General features: G+C 63.0%; 15 protein-coding genes and 2 riboswitches. Of the genes, 8 read left to right on the plus strand and 7 right to left on the minus strand.

The window, feature by feature from the left end; all coding sequences use genetic code 11:
* Positions 1-3 precede the first annotated feature (3 nt).
* A riboswitch (cobalamin riboswitch) is annotated at positions 4-204 on the plus strand.
* Between the two features lie 239 nt (positions 205-443).
* From cobG to BLW24_RS07380, 6 genes are all read left to right on the plus strand, one after another.
* Complete coding sequence (gene cobG, locus BLW24_RS07355; protein ID WP_420875033.1) at positions 444-1,787, plus strand: precorrin-3B synthase; 1,344 nt, start codon at positions 444-446, stop codon at positions 1,785-1,787.
* Positions 1,780-2,406, plus strand: coding sequence for a precorrin-8X methylmutase (locus BLW24_RS07360; RefSeq protein ID WP_090378592.1), 627 nt, complete (start codon positions 1,780-1,782; stop codon positions 2,404-2,406). The genes cobG and BLW24_RS07360 overlap by 8 nt, the downstream gene beginning before the upstream one ends.
* Entirely contained in the window at positions 2,403-3,155 is a 753-nt protein-coding gene (locus BLW24_RS07365) for a precorrin-2 C(20)-methyltransferase (RefSeq protein WP_090378595.1), read from the plus strand. The genes BLW24_RS07360 and BLW24_RS07365 overlap by 4 nt, the downstream gene beginning before the upstream one ends.
* Before the next feature lie 171 nt (positions 3,156-3,326).
* Positions 3,327-4,982: a precorrin-3B C(17)-methyltransferase gene (gene cobJ, locus BLW24_RS07370; protein ID WP_090378597.1), complete on the plus strand. Its 1,656-nt coding sequence runs from the start codon at positions 3,327-3,329 to the stop codon at positions 4,980-4,982.
* Between the two features lie 159 nt (positions 4,983-5,141).
* Entirely contained in the window at positions 5,142-6,011 is an 870-nt protein-coding gene (locus BLW24_RS07375) for a tetratricopeptide repeat protein (protein ID WP_167360341.1), read from the plus strand.
* Between the two features lie 14 nt (positions 6,012-6,025).
* Entirely contained in the window at positions 6,026-6,508 is a 483-nt protein-coding gene (locus tag BLW24_RS07380) for a YegJ family protein (protein ID WP_167360342.1), read from the plus strand.
* A 77-nt stretch (positions 6,509-6,585) separates the two neighbouring features.
* Here the strand turns inward: BLW24_RS07380 and BLW24_RS07385 are convergent, their stop codons facing one another.
* The 7 genes from BLW24_RS07385 to cobW all read right to left on the minus strand — a co-directional run bounded on the left by BLW24_RS07385 (position 6,586) and on the right by cobW (position 17,310).
* The gene (locus BLW24_RS07385) at positions 6,586-7,902 is read right to left on the minus strand and encodes a WD40 repeat domain-containing protein (RefSeq protein WP_090378607.1); all 1,317 of its coding nucleotides are present in this window, start codon (positions 7,900-7,902) and stop codon (positions 6,586-6,588) included.
* Positions 7,903-8,299: 397 nt separating this feature from the next.
* Positions 8,300-9,280, minus strand: coding sequence for an IS5 family transposase (locus BLW24_RS07390; protein WP_090378610.1), 981 nt, complete (start codon positions 9,278-9,280; stop codon positions 8,300-8,302).
* A 144-nt stretch (positions 9,281-9,424) separates the two neighbouring features.
* Positions 9,425-10,189 (minus strand): precorrin-6A synthase (deacetylating), encoded by a 765-nt coding sequence (gene cobF / locus BLW24_RS07395; RefSeq protein ID WP_090378613.1) that lies wholly within the window; start codon positions 10,187-10,189, stop codon positions 9,425-9,427.
* Positions 10,186-10,893, minus strand: a complete 708-nt coding sequence (locus BLW24_RS07400) for a vWA domain-containing protein (RefSeq protein WP_420875034.1) — start codon at positions 10,891-10,893, stop codon at positions 10,186-10,188. The genes cobF and BLW24_RS07400 overlap by 4 nt, the downstream gene beginning before the upstream one ends.
* On the minus strand, positions 10,875-11,888 hold the full coding sequence (locus tag BLW24_RS07405) for a magnesium chelatase ATPase subunit I (RefSeq protein WP_090378620.1): 1,014 nt from the start codon (positions 11,886-11,888) through the stop codon (positions 10,875-10,877). Before BLW24_RS07405 ends, BLW24_RS07400 begins: the two co-directional genes overlap by 19 nt.
* 557 nt (positions 11,889-12,445) lie before the next feature.
* Positions 12,446-16,183: a cobaltochelatase subunit CobN gene (gene cobN, locus BLW24_RS07415; protein ID WP_090378626.1), complete on the minus strand. Its 3,738-nt coding sequence runs from the start codon at positions 16,181-16,183 to the stop codon at positions 12,446-12,448.
* A gap of 74 nt (positions 16,184-16,257) precedes the next feature.
* The gene (gene cobW, locus BLW24_RS07420) at positions 16,258-17,310 is read right to left on the minus strand and encodes a cobalamin biosynthesis protein CobW (protein WP_090378629.1); all 1,053 of its coding nucleotides are present in this window, start codon (positions 17,308-17,310) and stop codon (positions 16,258-16,260) included.
* A gap of 102 nt (positions 17,311-17,412) precedes the next feature.
* A riboswitch (cobalamin riboswitch) is annotated at positions 17,413-17,608 on the minus strand.
* Positions 17,609-17,698: 90 nt separating this feature from the next.
* Here cobW and BLW24_RS07425 point away from each other — a divergent pair.
* Both BLW24_RS07425 and cobM read left to right on the plus strand, forming a co-directional pair.
* Positions 17,699-18,139 (plus strand): cobalamin biosynthesis protein, encoded by a 441-nt coding sequence (locus BLW24_RS07425; protein ID WP_338062053.1) that lies wholly within the window; start codon positions 17,699-17,701, stop codon positions 18,137-18,139.
* The gene (gene cobM, locus BLW24_RS07430; protein WP_090378633.1) at positions 18,136-18,891 is read left to right on the plus strand and encodes a precorrin-4 C(11)-methyltransferase; all 756 of its coding nucleotides are present in this window, start codon (positions 18,136-18,138) and stop codon (positions 18,889-18,891) included. The genes BLW24_RS07425 and cobM overlap by 4 nt, the downstream gene beginning before the upstream one ends.
* Positions 18,892-18,926: the final 35 nt, after the last annotated feature.

Consider the following 18,926-nt stretch of genomic DNA (forward strand, 5'->3'; position numbering starts at 1 on the left):
GGGCATAATACAGCCTTCGTCGGTGCCCACCGCCACTGTGCATAGGGCCTAAGAGGGAATCCGGAGCGATCCGCTGATCGTGACCGAACTGCCCCCGCAACTGTAAACAGCGAGTCTGCCGCAACTGCGCCACTGGGAAACCGGGAAGGCCGCAGCAGATGATGACCTGTCAGCCAGGAGACCTGCCGACGACGCTGGTCGCGAGTGCCAACATCGGGCGGGGTGTACCGATGCCATGAAATCCCCCCGTGGGTGGATTTCGCTGGTTCGGTCGCCGCGTCGTAGAACCTGTTTTCGATCTAGCGAGCTAGAGCCCTACAAGGCAAAAACAGGCGAGGAAGCGGAGTGTACGAGCTGTACATGAGCATTCCGAGCCTGGTTTTAACGCAGTAGGGCCGACGCGCAGCAGATCGTAGACAGGTTCGTTGTTGCTGGTGAACTTGTTGCGCGACCGTCCAAGCATCGTCGACTCGCCCCTCTCACGCCCCAGCGCGTGCCCCGGCCTGCTGCGTATCGTTCAGGCGCTGGACGGTGGCATCTGTCGGGTCAAGCTGGCCGGTGGCGTGCTGAGCAGCGACCAGGCACGGGCCATCGCCGAGGCCACCGAGCGCTGCGCCAGTGGCGTGCTGGAGCTGACCAACCGCAGCAATCTGCAGATTCGTGGTGTATTGGCCGGCCAGCAGGCCGAGCTGATTGAACACCTACTGGCCGCCGGCCTCGGCCCGAGCAACCCGGCTGCCGACGATGTGCGCAACCTGCTGCTGAGCCCCGCCGCCGGCATCGATCCGCACGCCCTGTTCGATACCCGCCCGCTGGCCACCGCGCTGCTCGACCTGCTGCAAAACACCCCGGAACTGCATCGGCTGTCAGCCAAGTTCGCCCTGCAGCTGGACGGCGGCGAAGCCCTGGCCATGCACGAACATCCCCACGATATCTGGCTTAGTGCCCTGCCCGGCACGCCGGCGCGACTGGCCTTTGGCCTGGCCGGTTGCCCGGATGAGCAGCCGCTGGGCGTAATCGACGCGAAGCAAGCCGTGCAGCTGGTGGAACAACTGCTGATGCTGTTTCTCCAGCTGGCCGGCAACGCACATAGCCGGATGCGCCAGCTGCTAAACGTGATTCCCGCCAGCGAGCTGCTGCAACAGCTGCAAAGGTGCCTGCCCTTTGCCGTGCAAGCGCCGCCGACCGACTGGCAACGCAAACCAGTCAGCCAACGCGCACCCATTGGCATTTATCCACAGCAGCAGGCCGGCCTGTGCATGGTCGCCGCCGCCGCGCGTCTGGGCCGGATCGACGCCGCGCAACTCAAAGCCCTGGCCGAACTGGCCGAGCACCGTGGCGATGCCAGCCTGCGCCTGACGCCCTGGCAGGGCCTGTTGCTGCCGAATATCCCCAAGCCATCGGCAGACAAGCTGCTGCACAAGCTGGGCGCACTGGGCCTGCTGATCGATGCGCAGGAACCGCTTAGCAATCTGATCGCCTGCACCGGCTCAGCCGCCTGCGGCAAGGGCCTGGCCGACAGCAAGGCCGATGCCCTACGCCTGGCCGAACGCCTGCGCACCAGCACGGCGCGGCCACAGGTGCATCTCAGCGCCTGCCCGCGTTCCTGCGCCGCCGCGCATACCGCGCCCTTTACCCTGCTGGCCAGCAGCGCCGGGCATTACCAGCTTTATCAACGCACGCCCGAGGCGGCCGGTTTCGGCCAACTGCTGGCCAGCGCCATAACAATCGACGAGGCCGGCGACTGGTTCGCCGCCCACTGCGCAACGGGAAACAGCGATGCTTGAGTACATCCGCGACGGCCAGGAAATCTACCGTCAGTCCTTCGCCACCATCCGTGCCGAGGCCGATCTCAGCAGCATTCCGGCCGATCTGGAAAAGCTCGCCGTGCGGGTTATCCACGCCTGCGGCATGGTCGATGTGGTGCAGGATCTGCGCTTCTCCCCCGGGGCCGGTGCTGCCGGCCGCGCCGCCCTGGCCAAGGGCGCGGCAATTCTCTGCGATGCACGGATGGTCGCCGAAGGCATCACCCGCCCGCGCCTGGCCGCCAACAACCCGGTGATCTGCACCCTGCATAACGACGGCGTGATCGAGCAGGCCCGCGCACTGGGTAATACCCGTTCGGCAGTCGCATTGGAACATTGGCGCGAGCACCTGGAAGGCAGCGTGGTGGTGATCGGCAACGCCCCCACCGCGCTGTTCTACCTGCTGGAAATGCTCGATGCCGGCGCGCCGAAACCGGCGCTGATTATCGGCATGCCAGTGGGCTTTATCGGCGCGGCGGAATCCAAGGACGCCCTCGCCGCCGACAGCCGTGGCGTGCCCTATGTAATAGTGCGCGGCCGTCGCGGCGGCAGCGCCATGGCGGTGGCGGCGGTCAACGCCCTGGCCACGGAGGTGGAGTGATGACTGTGCAAAGAGGCCGTCTGCTCGGCATCGGCGTCGGCCCCGGCGACCCGGAGCTGATCACCCTCAAGGCCCTGCGCCTGCTGCAATCGGCCGATGTAGTCGGCTACTTTGTGGCCAAGGCCAAAGCCAACAAGGGCCAGGGCGGCAACGCCTTCGGCATTATCGAACAGCACCTGACCGACACGCAGCAGCGCCTGCCGCTGGTCTACCCGGTGACCACAGAAAAGCTCGCCGCGCCGCTGAGCTATGAAGATGTGATCAGCGACTTCTACGACACCTGCGCGGTGCAGATCGCCGCCCGGCTCGACGCCGGCCAGGACGTAGCGGTGATCTGCGAAGGCGACCCGTTCTTCTACGGCTCCTATATGTACCTGCACGACCGCCTGGCCGCGCAGTACCAGGTGGAAGTGGTGCCCGGCGTGTGCTCCATGCTCGGCTGCGCCTCGGTGCTCGGCACCCCGCTGGTGTACCGCAACCAGAGCTTGAGCGTGCTCTCCGGCGTACTGCCCGAAGATGAACTTAAGCAGCGCTTGAAAGATGCAGAGGCCGCCGTGGTGATGAAGCTCGGGCGCAACTTCGAGAAAGTCCGCCGTGTGCTGCAGGAGCTGGGCATCGACCACCGCGCCCATTACGTCGAACGCGCGACCATGGGCAACCAGCGCATCGTGCCGCTGGACGAGGTGGAACCGATGTCCTCGCCGTACTTCTCGATGATCGTCATTCCCGGCGAGAAATGGCGCGGTTGAAACGGTCGTAGGGTGGATGACGCTTCACCCATCCACCAACCGCGATTGGTGGATGAAAAAAGCGTCATCCACCCTACCCACACACCCAAGAATCGCGGTACCCCGGATTACATCCGGGCTACGGGACTGATCGCGGCCAAGGCCGCTCCTACGCCAATCACGGAACAACTTATGACCGCCGCCATCATCATCCTCGGCCCCTCCGCCTTGCCTTGCGCACGACGTATCCAGGCGCTGTATCCCCAGGCCGAAATTCACGGTCTGCACAGCCGGGTGGCGGACGTTGAGCGCACTTATGCAGACTTCGGCGACACCCTGCGCGCGCTCTATCGCGCCGGTACGCCGCTGATCGTGCTGTGCGCCGCCGGCATCGTGATTCGCAGCCTGGCCGCCGTACTCGGCGAGAAAGACCGCGAACCGCCGGTGCTGGCCGTGGCCGAAGACGGCAGCGCCGTGGTGCCGCTGCTCGGTGGGCTGGGTGGGGTTAACCGTATGGCACGGGAGCTTGCCGCACACCTTGAGGTCAACGCGGCGATCACCACCAGCGGCGAGCTGCGCTTCGGCACCTGCCTGCTGGAGCCGCCGGCCGGCTATGTGCTGGCCGATCTTGAGCAAGGCAAAGGCTTTGTCAGCGATCTGCTCGGCGGCCAGGCCGTGCGCATCGAAGGCGACGCGCCCTGGCTGGCCCAGGCCAAGCTGCCGGTGGATAGCAGCGCCGAGCGGGTGATCCGGATCAGCCCGCACCTCAGTGAAGCCAGCGCCGATAAACTGCTGATTCATCCGCAACAGGTGGCCGTATGGGTCGAACACGCCAGCCCTGAATTGCTGAGCGAACTGCAGCAGGCGCTACAGAGCAGCAGCCTGGCTCCGCAGAGCCTGGCCTGCCTGCTGGCCGCGCCAGAGCTGATGGCCAACGCGGAACTGCACAGCGCCGCCGCACAGCTCAACCTGCCACTGCGCTTTATCGACGACGCAACGCAATTACCGCCGCTGCATAGCCAGCACACCAATCTGCGCCTGCTGCTGGCCGCAGCGCCCATCGACGCGACGCAACTCGGCCGCCCCCGTGGCCGCCTGACCGTAATCGGCCTCGGCCCCGGTGCCGCCGAATTTATGGTGCCCGCCGCGCGTCAGGCGCTGGATGAAGCCCAGGACCTGCTCGGCTACGAAACCTATATCAATATGGCCGGCCCGCTGCGCCCGGAGCAGGTGCGCCACTGCACCGATAACCGCGAGGAAATGCAGCGCGCCCGCCATGCCTTTGCGCTGGCCGCCAGCGGTCGGCGCGTAGTGGTGGTGTCCTCCGGCGACCCCGGCGTGTTTGCCATGGCCGCCGCCGTGCTGGAAGCCCTGCACGAATCCACCAACGCCGAATGGCAGCGCGTCGACTTGCAGGTATTCCCCGGCGTTTCCGCTGCGCTGGCCACCGCCGCCAAGGCCGGCGCGCCGCTGGGCCACGACTTCTGCCTGATCTCCCTGTCGGACAACCTCAAGCCCTGGGCGATTATCGAAAAGCGCCTGGCCCACGCCGCCGCCGCCGACCTGGTGATGGCCTTCTACAACCCCATATCCAAAGCCCGCCCCTGGCAGCTCGGCGCTGCCCTGGAAATCATCCGCCAGCAACGCACCCCGGACACCCTGGTGGTACTCGGCCGCGATATCGGCCGCCCCGGCGAAACCCTGCGTACTCTCACCCTCGGCGAGCTGACGCCAGAGATGGTCGATATGCGCACTCTGGTCATCATCGGCTCCAGCCAAACCTGCCGCTTCCCGCGTACCGAGGGTGGCGAGTGGGTGTATACGCCGAGAAGTTATCCACAGATATAGGCCGGTACCACTGCCTCGGCAGTCCTGCAAAAAGACGATTAATCGACAGCCCGGCCAGGCATAACTTGTCTTGTTTGACGATGAGTCACTAAGGTAACCATCACTGTTTATCTGCCCCGGACGCATCAGGCTCGGGTTACCTCATCAAGGATGATTGGCATGCTACCCACCCTCAGGCTCACCGCCACGCTGTTCGCCAACGCTCTGTTGCTCTGCACACTCACCAGTCAGGCGGCGATCAAGCACTGCCCGGTGACAATTGATCAGTCGGACGATGACAACATACTGGATCACCTGCAGCGGGCTAATGACGGCGATGCCTGCGCCCAGTTCAATATGGGCTACCAGTTTTACACCCAGCAGGATTACTCCGAGAGTGAACGCTGGTACGCCAAAGCCGCTGGGCAAGGGGTTACCCGCGCGGCATTTGAAATTGCCATGCTCTACCGCGACAAACTCCTGCCGGGCGACGACTCCGAGCGCAAACGCTGGCTAAATCAGGCAGCCGAACAAGGGTTGGTGCTGGCTCAGGTTGAACTGGGCATCGACTATCTGGACAACCCCGGTGATCAGGATGAGCGCTACCAAGCCATGCACTGGTTTGAACAAGCGGCCAACCAGGGTGACATCCAAAGCCAATACCTGCTGGGTGAGCTGTACTGGAGCCGTGACAGCGGTGTGGAGTTTGCCGCCGAGGGCGATGAGCGCGCCGTGCACTTCAGCAGCGACGACAGCAAAGCGCTTTACTGGATCTGCAAAGCCGCACAGAACAACCATGCCCCCGCACAATTCAGCCTGAGCGAGGCCTACAGCACCGGCACTGGCGTAGACGTCAATCGCGACCAGCAGCAACTGTGGCTGGAACTGGCCGCCAGCAACGGCAGTGAAGAGGCCAAGGAGCGACTGGATGACAGCGGTTTACCTTGGTACACCCGCCTGGAAAATTGGGGCAAGCGACAAATGATCGATGAAACCGCCCAATGTCCGGACGTAGAACTGGAAGCCACAGAACAGCAGGCAAGCTACTAACGAAAGGAATCAGCATGCGCCCCTTCCTTATTGCTCCTCTGCTCGCACTGGGCCTGGCCACATTCCACGCCAGCGCGCGCGACACCAATGAAGTGGTCACCGCTGACCGCCAGGACCCTGCCGTCTCAGCTGCCGTGCGCCAGGCCCAGGCAGGCCTGACCGAGTTCCTGGCACTGGCCGCCAAACCGCCGGCCAATACCCGTGACTTTAAGGTTCAGGTCATGGCCGAAGACAGCAACGGCATAGAAACCTTCTGGATCACGCCCTTCCGCGCACTTGAGCAGGGTTTTATCGGCACCGTGGCCAACGAGCCACGCGTCGTCAAAAGCGTGACCTGGGGCCAGCAACTGCGCTTTACCCGCGAGCAGATCACCGACTGGGGCTACCTGAAAAACGGCCGCCAGGTAGGCAGCTTCACCGTTTGCGCACTGTTTGAAGAAATGCCGCCTGAGCAAGTGGAGTACTACCGCAACCAGCACGGTTTTGACTGCCAATAACCACAAAAGCCAAAGCCTGCGCGGCTTCGGCTCTCTCGCTTAACCCATCCTACGAGCTGCGAATCGTAAGCGGCCGTTTACTGCGCATCCAGGTAATTGATCTGCGTGGCACGACCGCTTTGCAGGATCAGCCCAGCACGCACCTGCGGCAGTAGGACGGCGCGTGGGTGGCTGGTATTGGCCTTGTAGCGCCACGCGATGCCCGTCTGTAAATTCACCAGCTCGATCTTCCCGCGGCTGGATTCAAGCCCGGCCAGAATCAACCAAGGCTCATCAGGCACCGCTGCGGCCCAATTGACGGTTTGCAGGGAGAATGGATAAGTGCGTTGACGCTTTAAGGTACCGGTCTCCCATTCACTTATTTCGGCTTGCGAGTCCTTACGCAGCTCCTCGGGCAACCAGCCAACCGACACTAGACGCCGACCCTCATCAAGAAACTTCAAGGCCAACACATCCAAGCGTACTTGCTTTTCATAAGGGGCAATCTGGCGCACCAGCTTTAGGCGAGGTTGATCACCAGCGGCGTCCAGCGTCAGTAACAGCAGCTCTCCGTTGGAACTTCCCACCGCAATCAAGCCAGACTCCGCATCACTAGTGACAGCCGTGACCTGAGCGCTGTTTTCCAGCTTGTAGATATCGCCCACCAGCTTGCGTTGGCGATGGTCGTAGAGCCGCAGCGAATCGCTATCGCCAATCACATAAAGGCTTTTAACCGGGCTGGCGACCATCGGGCCAGGCGCCCACATTCCCGTGAGCGTAACCAGCAACTTGCCGGTGGCGGCGTCCCAAACGCGTGAACCGCTGTCAGGTTGAACGTGTGAGCTATCAAACCCTGAGCCGGTCAGCACGATGCCGTCTTCTCGGCCAAAGGCAATAAACTCGGCACGTGCAGCGTGGGCGTCGTGCACAAAGCGAGTGTCGGGGTTGTGGGTATTCCACAACTCCACCCGACCGCTTTCCCGGCCGACCACCAGCAACTGCAATTCAGGGTCGAATGCTGCGCTAGCGGCGCTATCATCGCCGCTGCGGTTGATGTCTTGGAAACGTTTGATAAAGCTCGCATCGACTGGATCATGCAGCCAATTCGTCGTTTGAGATATAACCAACACAACAGTAAAGGCCGCGATAACCCCGTATTGAATGGCCAGGTAGAAAACCTTAAAACGTCGAATATCGACGCCTCTGATTTTAATAATTTCCGGCGTCGCAAGCACAACCGCCATCAGTAGGGTGAGTGCCGATAACAGCAACGCGGCATCTCCGCCCATGACATCGACACTATTTTTTGACGGAATGAAATAGCGCCCGGAGATCAGCCCGTACATACCAACCAGCAGAAACGGCAGCGTGGTCGCTAGGATGCCCAGGCTGAGCATCTTTTGTTTGTGGGTCATGGTTCTTCCTTGAAAACTGACGATGGCGGGACTACAAAACCTGGGCGAAAAAACCTCTCACCCTTTATGCCGATAGCGTTCCCTGCAAATGCGTGCGCCTTGGATGAAAAAGACAACACAGCACGAATGAATGCGGCGCAGATTACTTAGTCGCTTGCAGGGTGTCTATGTACGGTTTATGGAGAAGAAATAGAGATTTGGTGAAGGGAAAAATGAATGAATTTATTTTTTGCGCTAATCGTTCGCTCTAGGGATGGTCTGAAGTAGCCCTGTATTTCCGGTCAACTTCAGCCTCCGCTGATTTTGAAAGCGGAAAACTGATCAAAAACGATCAAGTCATCCGCTCATTTCGGTGTTTCTGGCCGCCGCGAGCACCTCGCAGCGGTCATTTCCCACATTACAGGCGCACCTCTCCTGCATTCGTCAGCAAATGTCGACGGGCCATCCACAGGTTCGACAGGGCGAACAGCGTTACCAGTTGTGCGGTGTTTTTGGCCAGGCCACGGAAACGCGTCTTCACATAACCGAACTGACGCTTGATCACCCGGAACGGGTGCTCGACCTTGGCGCGAACTTGCGCCTTGGCCTTCTCGATCTTGCGCTTGGCTTTGTACAGCGCGCTGCGCTTACTCAACGTGTTGTACGTACTGCGGCGGGCTGCGATCTGCCAGATCACTTCACGGCCTTCATGTTCTGGCCGCTTCTCTACGCCGGTGTAACCCGCGTCGGCACCCACCATGTTTTCTTTGCCGTGTAGCAGCTTGTCGACCTGAGTAACGTCTGCAACATTGGCTGCCGTGCCGACCACGCTATGCACTAAACCCGACTCGTCATCGACGCCGATGTGCGCCTTCATGCCGAAGTAATACTGGTTTCCCTTCTTGGTCTGGTGCATTTCCGGGTCACGCTTACCGTCCTTGTTCTTGGTCGAACTCGGCGCATTGATCAGCGTGGCATCGACGATGGTGCCTTGGCGCAATGACAAACCGCGGTCACCCAAATAGCCATTGATGACGGCCAAGATGCCCGCAGCCAGTTCGTGTTTCTCCAGCAATCGGCGGAAGTTGAGGATGGTGGTTTCGTCGGGAATGCGCTCCAGGCTCAGACCCGCAAACTGGCGCAGGATGGTGGTCTCGTACAGAGACTCCTCCATCGCCGGGTCGCTGTAGCCGAACCAGTTCTGCATCAAATGAACCCGTAACATCGCCATCAGCGGATAGGCTGGACGTCCGCCTTCACCCTTGGGGTAATGCGGTTCGATCAAGGCAATCAAACCCTTCCACGGCACAACCTGATCCATCTCGATCAGGAACAGCTCTTTGCGGGTTTGCTTGCGCTTGCCGGCGTACTCGGCGTCGGCGAAGGTCATCTGCTTCATCGGAAAACTCGGCGGGTGGAGTTCAGGTATTTTGCCAAATTCAGGAAGTCTTCTTCAGGGTTTCCCTAGCTATTGTGGACAATGCTTTGTTTGTCCACCTTAGGTCATGCCGACCGATGGTGGATGGATAAAGCGTCATCCACCCTACGAAGCGTTCTTGCGCAGTAAATAACTATCCATAATCCACCCATGCTGTTCGCGCAGCTCAGCGCGGCGGGTGCGGATAGTCTCCGCGACTTCACTAAGCGGCCCAGCGATCAGCACTTCGTCCGGGGTGCCGATATAAGCGCCCCAGTAGATGTACATGGGCTGGCCGACAAAGCGTTGGTAGGTGTCCTGGGCGTCGAGCATCACCAGCACGCTGTCCACGCCCTCGGGAAAGCCGCCTTCGGCCAGGCGCCGTGCCGGGGTGATTTGGAAGGCTTGGCCGATGCTGTTAAAGCAAACCTTATGCTTGGCTGCCAATGCTTGCAGGCTGGTAATACCGGGGATGACTTCGTACTCGATCTGCTCGCTGCTGTTGGCCACAATCTGTTCGACGATGCGCAGGGTGCTGTCGTACAGCGCCGGGTCGCCCCAGACCAGAAAGGCACCGGTTTCGCCGTCGCGCAGTTGCTCGCGAATCATGCCCTCGAACACCTGCTGCTTGTCCTGATTCAGATCGACCACGCTGCCGCGATAGTCCGGCACATCGCGCACCCGCTCCGGGCAGTCGGCGCTGACAAAGCGGTAGTCGCGGCCCTGGATAAAGCGCTCGCAGATGGTCTTGCGCAGGCCGATCAGGCTGTCTTTGGCGCTGCCCTTGTCCATCAGAAAGAACAGGTCCGTGCGATTGAGCGCGTTGATCGCCTGCACGGTCAGGTAGTCCGGGTCGCCGGCGCCGATGCCGATTATCAACAGGGTTTTCATAAGCTTGTCTCCAGGCTGCCGGCTAACAGCGGCAGTGAATCGATATGTCGGTAGTCGGCACCCAGCTCGGTGGCCAATTGGCGCGCGCGGCCGAGGCGGATCGGCGCGCTTTCGATATCCATCAGCAGCGCCGGGCAGGCGCTCGGGCTTAACGCCGGCCAGTCGCGCAGGCGGCCATCGGTGATGATCAGTAAACGCTGACGCTCGGCCGGGTGCAGCCGTTGCCGCCGCGCCTGCCAGTCGGCAGCCTGCTGCAGCGCATCGAGCAACGGCGTGCCGCCGCCTGCGCCCAGCTCGGCGAGCCAATCTTGCAAGGCCCGGGAGGCTTTCTGCCCCTGCCACAACCATTGCGCCTGACGGCCGGTGGCATGCAGCAAGGCCAGGCGCGCGCGCTGGCGGCGTGCCTGCTCGAACACTTCACTAAGCAGCCCCTTGGCCTTGCTCAACGCGCCATGGCGGCGGGTCGAAGCCGAAGCATCGACTATCACCAGCCAGAGTTCCGCCGGCTTGGCGCTGCGCGGACGCAACAGCAAATCCTGTCGAGTACGCGGGCGGCCTTTAAGCAGGCTCGCCGGCCAGTCGATACGGCCCGCAGCGCCACTGCGAATGGCGCCGTTGCGACCATTGCCGAGTGGGCCGGGAGCGGCCCGGGCATCCGCGCCAGGGGCTGTGCGCGGGCGGATGCCTAGGGCTTTTTTGCCCAGCGCGGCGGTTCACGCCGTACGCCTGCGCTCTGTGCCTGGGCGGGTAATTCGCCCCATTGACCTTCGCCTTGCGGCTGCTCGCTGGGCTTATCGTGGCTGGGCTGAACGTACGACTGGGGTTGTGGCGGCTGCGCGGCAGGCGGCGGGGTATGCCGGCGACGATGACGTAGGACGAAGTCTGCCACCGCGTCGATATCCTCCGCTTCAATCCGCTCGACGCCGCGCCAGGCGGCATGCGCACGGGCGGCGCGCAGCCAGACCAGATCGGCACGCAGGCCATCGACGGCGGCGGCGAAGCAACGCTGGCTAATCTGCTCCAGGGCGGCGTCATCCAGGGGAATCGCCGCTAGTCGCGCACGGGCGCTCTGGCAGCGTTCACGCAGTTCATCCTGCTGCGCTTGCCAGCGCTCAAGAAAGGCCTGCGGATCGGCATCGAAGGCCAGCCGGCGGCGAACGATCTCGGCGCGCTGCGCCGGTTGCGGCTGGGCATTCAGCGCCAGGTTAAGACCGAAGCGATCCAGCAGCTGCGGGCGCAGCTCGCCTTCCTCGCCATTCATGGTGCCGATCAGCACAAAGCGCGCGGCATGCCGATGGGAGATGCCGTCGCGCTCGATATGGTTGACTCCACTGGCGGCGGCATCCAGCAGCAGATCGACCAGATGATCGGGGAGCAGATTGACCTCATCGACATACAGCACGCCGCCATTGGCCTTGGCCAGCAAGCCGGGGCTGAACTGCGCGCGGCTCTCGCCCAGGGCGGCGTCCAGATCGAGGGTGCCGACGATGCGCTCCTCGCTGGCGCCCAGCGGCAGGGTGACAAAGGTGCCGCTGGCCAGCAGGTCGGCCAGGCCACGGGCCAGGGTCGACTTGGCCATACCGCGCGGCCCTTCGATCAGCACGCCGCCAATCGCCGGATCGATGGCCGCCAGGCATAGCGCCAGTTTCAGGTCATCGGCGGCGACCACGGCAGCGAGGGGGAAGTGGTGTTCGGTCATGGTTGCAGTCCATCTGGTTTGCGTAGGGTGGACGACACTTTTCTCGCCCACCATGGCGGTGTTTTGGTGGATGGATAAAGCGCCATCCACCCTACGACTCTTCGCTATCAATCAGCAGATTTTCCAGAACGTAGCCCGGATGGCATCCGGGCTACGGGCTCATGCATTTGCCGTGGGAGGCGCTCAGCGGCGACAAGCTCGCTGCTACAACTGCATGGATGCAGGAGGTAGAGCGAAGCAGGACGCCAGAGCCGAAAGCCCCTCCCACAGCCGATCCGTTGTTCACCATGTTCAGTTGTCGATACCAAATATGCTCAGTGGAAACAGGACGATCCCGAGAACCCGGGGAAACAAGGCAGCCAACCCGGCGCAGTTTATTGCACCAAACAAAACCCAGATGCCCAGCTCTGTAAGGTTCGCCGGCCCACCGTCAAACAGAATGAACGCCAGCAAACCGATCCATATGCCAGCCATGACACCGATGCAGGCCGAACGAACCCGATCACGTCGGGTAATCGGACGTCGTCACCAGACTCGTATTCGGGCCAGTGTTTCTTTCACACACCCTCCTCGCTATCAATCAGCAGATTTTCCAGGGCTTCGCGGTACTCGCCAGGGTTCTGCCAGAGGCCGCGTTGCTGGGCTTCGAGCAGGCGTTCGAGGATATCCTGCAGGGCGCCGGGGTTGTGCTGCTGGATAAAGTCGCGGGTGCTTTTGTCGAGCAGATAGGCATCGGTGAGCAGCGCATACTGGTGGTCGTCGACCAGCTCACTGGTGGCGTCAAAGGCGAACAGGTAGTCGATAGTTGCCGCCAGCTCGAACGCACCCTTGTAGCCGTGGCGCTTCATGCCCTCGATCCACTTGGGGTTGGCCGCGCGAGCGCGCACCACCCGATTGAGTTCTTCCTTGAGGGTGCGGATACGCGGGGTATCCGGCTGGCTGTTGTCGCCGTGATAACTCGCCACCTTGGCCCCGCGCAGGCATTCCACCGCCGCGAGCATGCCGCCCTGGAACTGGTAGTAGTCGTTGGAGTCGAGGATGTCGTGTTCGTGGTTGTCCTGGTTGTGCAGCACCGCCTGCATCTGCTCCAGGCGCTCGGCGAACTGCGCGCGCGCCGGAGTGCCTTCGCTGTGGCTGCCGTAGGCGTAGCCGCCCCAGTTGAGATAGACCTCGGCCAGGTCCTCGCGGGTTTGCCACAGGCGTTCTTCGATGGCGTTCTGCACGCCCGCGCCATAGGCGCCGGGTTTAGAGCCAAATACTCGCCAACCGGCCTGTTTGCGTGCCTCCTGTTCATCCAGGCCGCTGTCCTGCAAAGTCAGCGACTCACGCCAGACCCGCGCCGACAGTGGATTCATCTCTTCCGGCTCATCGAGATCAACCACCGCCTGCACCGCGTCGTCGAACAGGCGGATCAGGTTGCTAAAGGCATCGCGGAAGAAGCCGGACACGCGCAGGGTCACGTCCACGCGCGGGCGGCCGAGTTGCGCCAGTGGCAGCACCTCGAAACGCTCGACGCGCTGACTGCCGGCCTGCCACACCGGGCGCACGCCCATCAGCGCCAGGGCCTGGGTCATATCGTCGCCGCCGGTGCGCATGGTCGCCGTGCCCCACATCGACAGGCCAAGCTGACGCAGGTGGTCGCCGTGGTCCTGCAGATGCCGCTCCAGCAGCCGATCCGCCGCCTGCACGCCGATGCGCCAGGCGGTCGGCGTGGGCAGGTTGCGCACATCGACGCTGTAGAAATTGCGCCCGGTGGGCAGCACATCCAGCCGCCCGCGACTCGGCGCGCCACTCGGCCCGGCAGGCACGAAGCGCCCGCTTAGCGCCGCGAGCAAACCGTGCATTTCTGCATCGCCGCAGGCATCCAGCAGCGGCGCGATCTGCTCACGCAAACGCTGCAGCACCTGGCTACTTTCCACACCAACGGATTCAAAATCCGCCGCGCTAATCAGCTGCAAGGCCAGTAGTTCCAAGCGTTCACGGGTATCACCGGCGCTGCGCCAAGGCTCGATGCTCAGGCGCTGCAACAGCGCCGGGCGCGGTCCCTGCCAGGGTGCAGCCATGTCGCAGTCGAGCGGATCGAAACCCAGCTGCAGATCGCGAGCCAGGGCGCGCAGCAGGCTGGCGTTGCCGCCCTGGCCGTCGCCACGGGGAATGCGCAGCAGCGCCAGTAGGGTGTCGCGGCGCAGAGTGCCGGCCGGTGATTCGCCGAATACGTGCAGGCCATCGCGGATCTGCGATTCCTTCAAGTCACACAAGTAGGCATCCAGCTGCGGCAGCCAACTGTTGGGGTCTTCATTGAGTTGCAGGCCCAGCTCGCGGTCGAGGCTGGCCTCGCGCACCTTGAGCAGAATCTCGCCACGCAGCTCGGCGGCGCGGCGCAGGTCGAGCTGGCTGGCTTCGTAGTATTCGTCGGCCAGGCGCTCCAGATCGCGCAGCGGGCCGTAGATTTCGGCACGGGTCAGCGGCGGCATCAGGTGGTCGATAATCACCGCCTGAGTACGGCGCTTGGCCTGCGCGCCCTCGCCCGGATCATTGACGATAAAGGGGTAAATATTCGGCAACGGGCCGAGAATCGCGCTCGGCCAGCACTGCGCGGACAGGCCGACGCTCTTGCCCGGCAGCCATTCCAGATTGCCGTGTTTGCCCACGTGAATGACGGCGTTCACCGCAAATGCCCTACGAATCCAGCAATAAAACGCCAGATAGCCGTGCGGTGGCACCAGATCGGGGTCGTGATACACCGCCGCCGCGTCCAGCTGATAACCGCGTGCCGGCTGGATGCCGACAAAGGTAAAACCAAAGCGCAGGCCGGCGATCATCAGCCGACCGCCGCGGAACATCGGGTCGCTTTGCGGTTCGCCCCAGCGTTCGCGCACCGCCTGCTGGTTGGCTGCCGGCAGGCTGTGAAAGAACGCCAGGTACTCGTCCAGCGCCAGGCTCTGGGCGCAGGGACGTGCGTCGAGGCTGTCCAGATCATTGGTCACGCCGCCAAGCAGCTGGTGGATCAGCGCGGTGCCGCTATCGGGCAAGCCTTCAACCGGATAGCCCTGCTGTTGCAGCGCCTTGAGAATATTTAGCGCCGCCGCCGGGGTGTCCAGACCGACGCCATTGCCGATACGGCCGTCGCGGGTCGGGTAGTTGGCGAGGATCAGGGCGATACGCTTATCGGCGTTGGCTTTGTGCGCCAGGGCCATCCAGTTGCGCGCCAGCTCGGCGACAAGATCCATGCCCGGCAGGTGCGGCTGGTAACAGACCACATCGCTCTGGCTGCGCTCGCTGCGCCAGGCCAGGCCCTTGAAGCTGATCGGCTGGGTAATCAGCCGGCCATCCAGCTCGGGCAGCACGATATGCATGGCCAGGTCACGCGAACCCAGGCCCTGGGCATTGGCTTGCCACTGCTCGTGGTTATCCAGCGCGCAGATGGCCTGCAGTACCGGGATATCGCGGCGGAATGGTCGCGCGCTTGGCGCTTCCGGGTTAGACAGGGCAAAGGCGGTGGTATTGATAATCAGGCGGGCATCGGCTTGCTCCAGCCAGTCCTCGACCTGGGTCAGACAGGCCGCCTCCTTGAGGCTGGCCACGGCAATCGGCAGTGGATTAAGCCCCTGGGCCTGCAGCCGCTGGCAAAACTGATCGATAAACCCGGTATTCGCCGCCTGCACCTGGGTGCGGTAGAACAGCAGCGCCGCCACCGGCGCATCGGCCTGCCAGCTGGCTTGCCAATCGGCCAGGCTTGGATTGGCCAACTGCGGGTGATACAGGCCCACGCGCGGCAGCGGCTGTGGTTCTACCCAAGAATACTCGCGCTGTAGCCACTCGCTGGCGATGCAGTTAAATAGCTGCAACGCATTGCCCGCGCCGCCCTGCCGCAGAAACTGCCAGAGCCTGTGGGCGCTCTCGCTATCGACATTGCTGAGGCCCATCAGCTCGGGATCAGGGCTGTCGTCGCCCGGCACCATAATCACCCGCGCGCCGCGCTCGGCCAGTTCGACCACGCGCTCGATGCCGTAGCGCCAGTAGCTGACGCCGCCGTGCACCGAGATCAAAATCACCTTGGCGTGCTGCAGCACCTGCTCGACGTAGAAGTCCACCGAGGCGTGATTGCTCAGCTGCGCCGGGCTGGCCAGGCGCAGGCTGGGGTAATCCGCCGGCAACTGGCGCGCCGCTTCGGCCAGCAGCGACAGGTGCGAATCTCCGGTGCAGAGAATCACCAGCTCGGCCGGGGTCTGGCCGAGATCGGCAATGCTATCGACCGGCAGCTGGCTGCCGGGCTGGGTGCGCAATAGATGCATGGCAATTCACCGTGGGAGGGGCTTTAGCCGCGACAGGCCTTATAAGGCTCGCGGCTAAAGCCCCTCCCACATATTTAGGCCAGCGCGGCTTGCAGTTCGGCTTCGATAGCGGCCTGATCCAGGGTCTGGCCAATCACCACCAGGCGGGTGATGCGCGGCTCATCGGCCTGCCAGGTGCGGTCGAAGTGTTTGTCGAAACGTTGACCAACGCCCTGCAGCAGCAGGCGCATCGGTTTGCCGGGAATCGCCGCAAAGCCCTTAATGCGCAGGATGCCGTGTTTGCTGACGGCCTCCTTCAGCGCTTGCAGCAGACGGGCCTCCTCGGCCTCAGGCAGTTCCACGTGGAACGAGGCGAATTCGTCGTGATCGTGGTCTTCATGGCCTTCCAGGTCATGGTGGGTCTTGCGGCCCTCGATATGCAGCTCGGTCTCGCAGTTCAGGCCCAGCAGCACGTCCAGCGGCAGCTCGCCGCCATGGGCTTCGATGATTTTCACCGCCGGCGGCAGCTCTTCCGCCACTTCAGTGCGCACCGCAGCCAGGGCGGCGGCATCGAGCAGGTCGGCCTTGTTGAGAATCACCAGGTCGGCGCTGGCCAGCTGGTCGGCGAACAGCTCGTGCAGCGGCGATTCGTGATCCAGATTAGGGTCGAGCTTGCGCTGCGCATCGACCTGATCGGGGAAGGCGGCGAAGGTGCCGGCGGCCACGGCAGGGCTGTCGACCACGGTGATCACCGCATCGACGGTGCAGGCGTTGCGGATTTCCGGCCAGTTAAAGGCTTGCACCAGCGGCTTGGGCAACGCCAATCCCGACGTTTCGATAAGGATATGGTCGAGTTCGCCACGCCGCGCCACCAGCTCGCGCATCACTGGGAAGAACTCTTCCTGCACGGTGCAGCACAGGCAACCGTTGGCCAGTTCGAAGATGCGCCCGTTGGCTTCTTCTTCGCTGCAGCCGATGGAGCACTGCTTGAGGATTTCGCCGTCGATGCCCAGCTCGCCGAACTCGTTGACGATCACCGCGATACGCCGCCCGTCGGCGTGGCCGAGCATATGCCGCAACAGGGTGGTTTTTCCGGCGCCGAGGAAGCCGGTAACGATGGTGACGGGAAGTTTGGCGAGGGTTTGCATGGCGAGTCCTGCGTGACGTCGATAGAAAGACGAGCAGGAGGCGGCACAGACATGACAGCCACGGGGCTGTCAGCCAACACCACCGGATCACCCCGCCCGGTTGTCGAAAACGCGACGAGGCAGGTCTCCTGGCTCACGGTCTGCGCGTTGCGCCACCCTTCTACCTTCCCGCCGTACGGCAGTGGTGTATCGAAGGGCTTTGGACCGTTCACAGTTGCGGGGGCAGCCAGGGCATTCACCCTGTTCCCTCTTAGCTTCATGGGCATGCCCACGAAGAACCTCGAACGCGACAAGGCTACGCAGGCCATGGCGGCCGGTCAATCGCGGTTGACCACTGCCGGCCGCCATGGTGAGCTACGCCGCCGCACACACCGAGCGCTATTAGATGATGCCCAGCCCTGCCGATACTCGTCCCGCGGCCATCATTCAAGTGGTCGCCGGGCTTGGCTGCCGCAGCGGCTGCAGCGTTGAAGATTTATCCACATTGCTGATTCACAGCCTGCAGGCGTATGGCCTGACTGTGGATAACCTGGCCGGATTGGCCAGCATCGCGCATAAACGCGACGAGCCGAGCCTGCTGGCACTGGCTCAGCGCCTGGGTCTGCAGCTGAACTGCTTCAGCGCAGAAGAACTGCAGCCCTATCAACACCTCGTGCAAGGCTCGCCGCTCACCCTGGCCGCCACCGGCAGCCCCGCCGTCGCCGAACCCTGCGCCCTGACCCTGGCTGAACGGCTGGGCGGCCAACCGGCGCGTCTGCTCGGCGAAAAAACCCGCAACGCCAGCGCCACCTGTGCGCTGGCGTCGATTGCGCCCAAGGATTTGTCATGACCGTCTACTTTATCGGCGCCGGCCCCGGCGACCCCGAGCTGATCACCGTCAAGGGCCAGCGCCTGCTGCGCAGCTGCCCGGTGATTCTCTATGCCGGCTCGCTGGTGCCCGAGGCCGTACTACAAGGCCATAGCGCTGAGCAGGTGATCAACACCGCCGAGCTGCACCTGGATGAAATCATCGAACTGATCCGCCAGGCCCACGGCAAAGGCCAGGATGTGGCCCGCGTGCACTCCGGCGACCCCTCGCTGTATGGCGCGATTGGCGAGCAGATCCGCCACCTGCGCCGGCTGGGCATTGCCTTCGAGATCATCCCCGGGGTGACGGCCACCGCGGCCTGCGCTGCCTTGCTGGAAAGCGAACTAACCCTGCCCGAGGTATCACAAACGCTGATTCTCACCCGCTATGCGAGCAAGTCGGAGATGCCGGCGGGTGAGCATCTGCACGATCTGGCCCGCCATGGCGCGACCATGGCTATCCACCTGGGCGTGGTGCACCTGAGCAAAATCGTCACTGAGCTGCTGCCGCATTATGGCGCGGATTGCCCGATTGCCGTCGTGCACCGCGCCAGCTGGCCTGATCAAGATTGGGTCAGCGGCACCCTCGCCACCATTGAGGAACAGGTACGCGCGAAGGGCTTTCGCCGCACCGCGCTGATTCTCGTCGGCCGCGTGCTGCACGCCGAACAGTTCGCCGACTCGGCGCTGTACAACGCCGAGCATCGGCACCTGTTCAGACCGGCAGAAGACTGAGCCGCGGGGAGCCGGCCAAGCTTATCGACGCAATA

Origin of the sequence: Pseudomonas anguilliseptica, assembly GCF_900105355.1 — a bacterium.
Taxonomy (GTDB): Bacteria; Pseudomonadota; Gammaproteobacteria; order Pseudomonadales; family Pseudomonadaceae; genus Aquipseudomonas; species Aquipseudomonas anguilliseptica.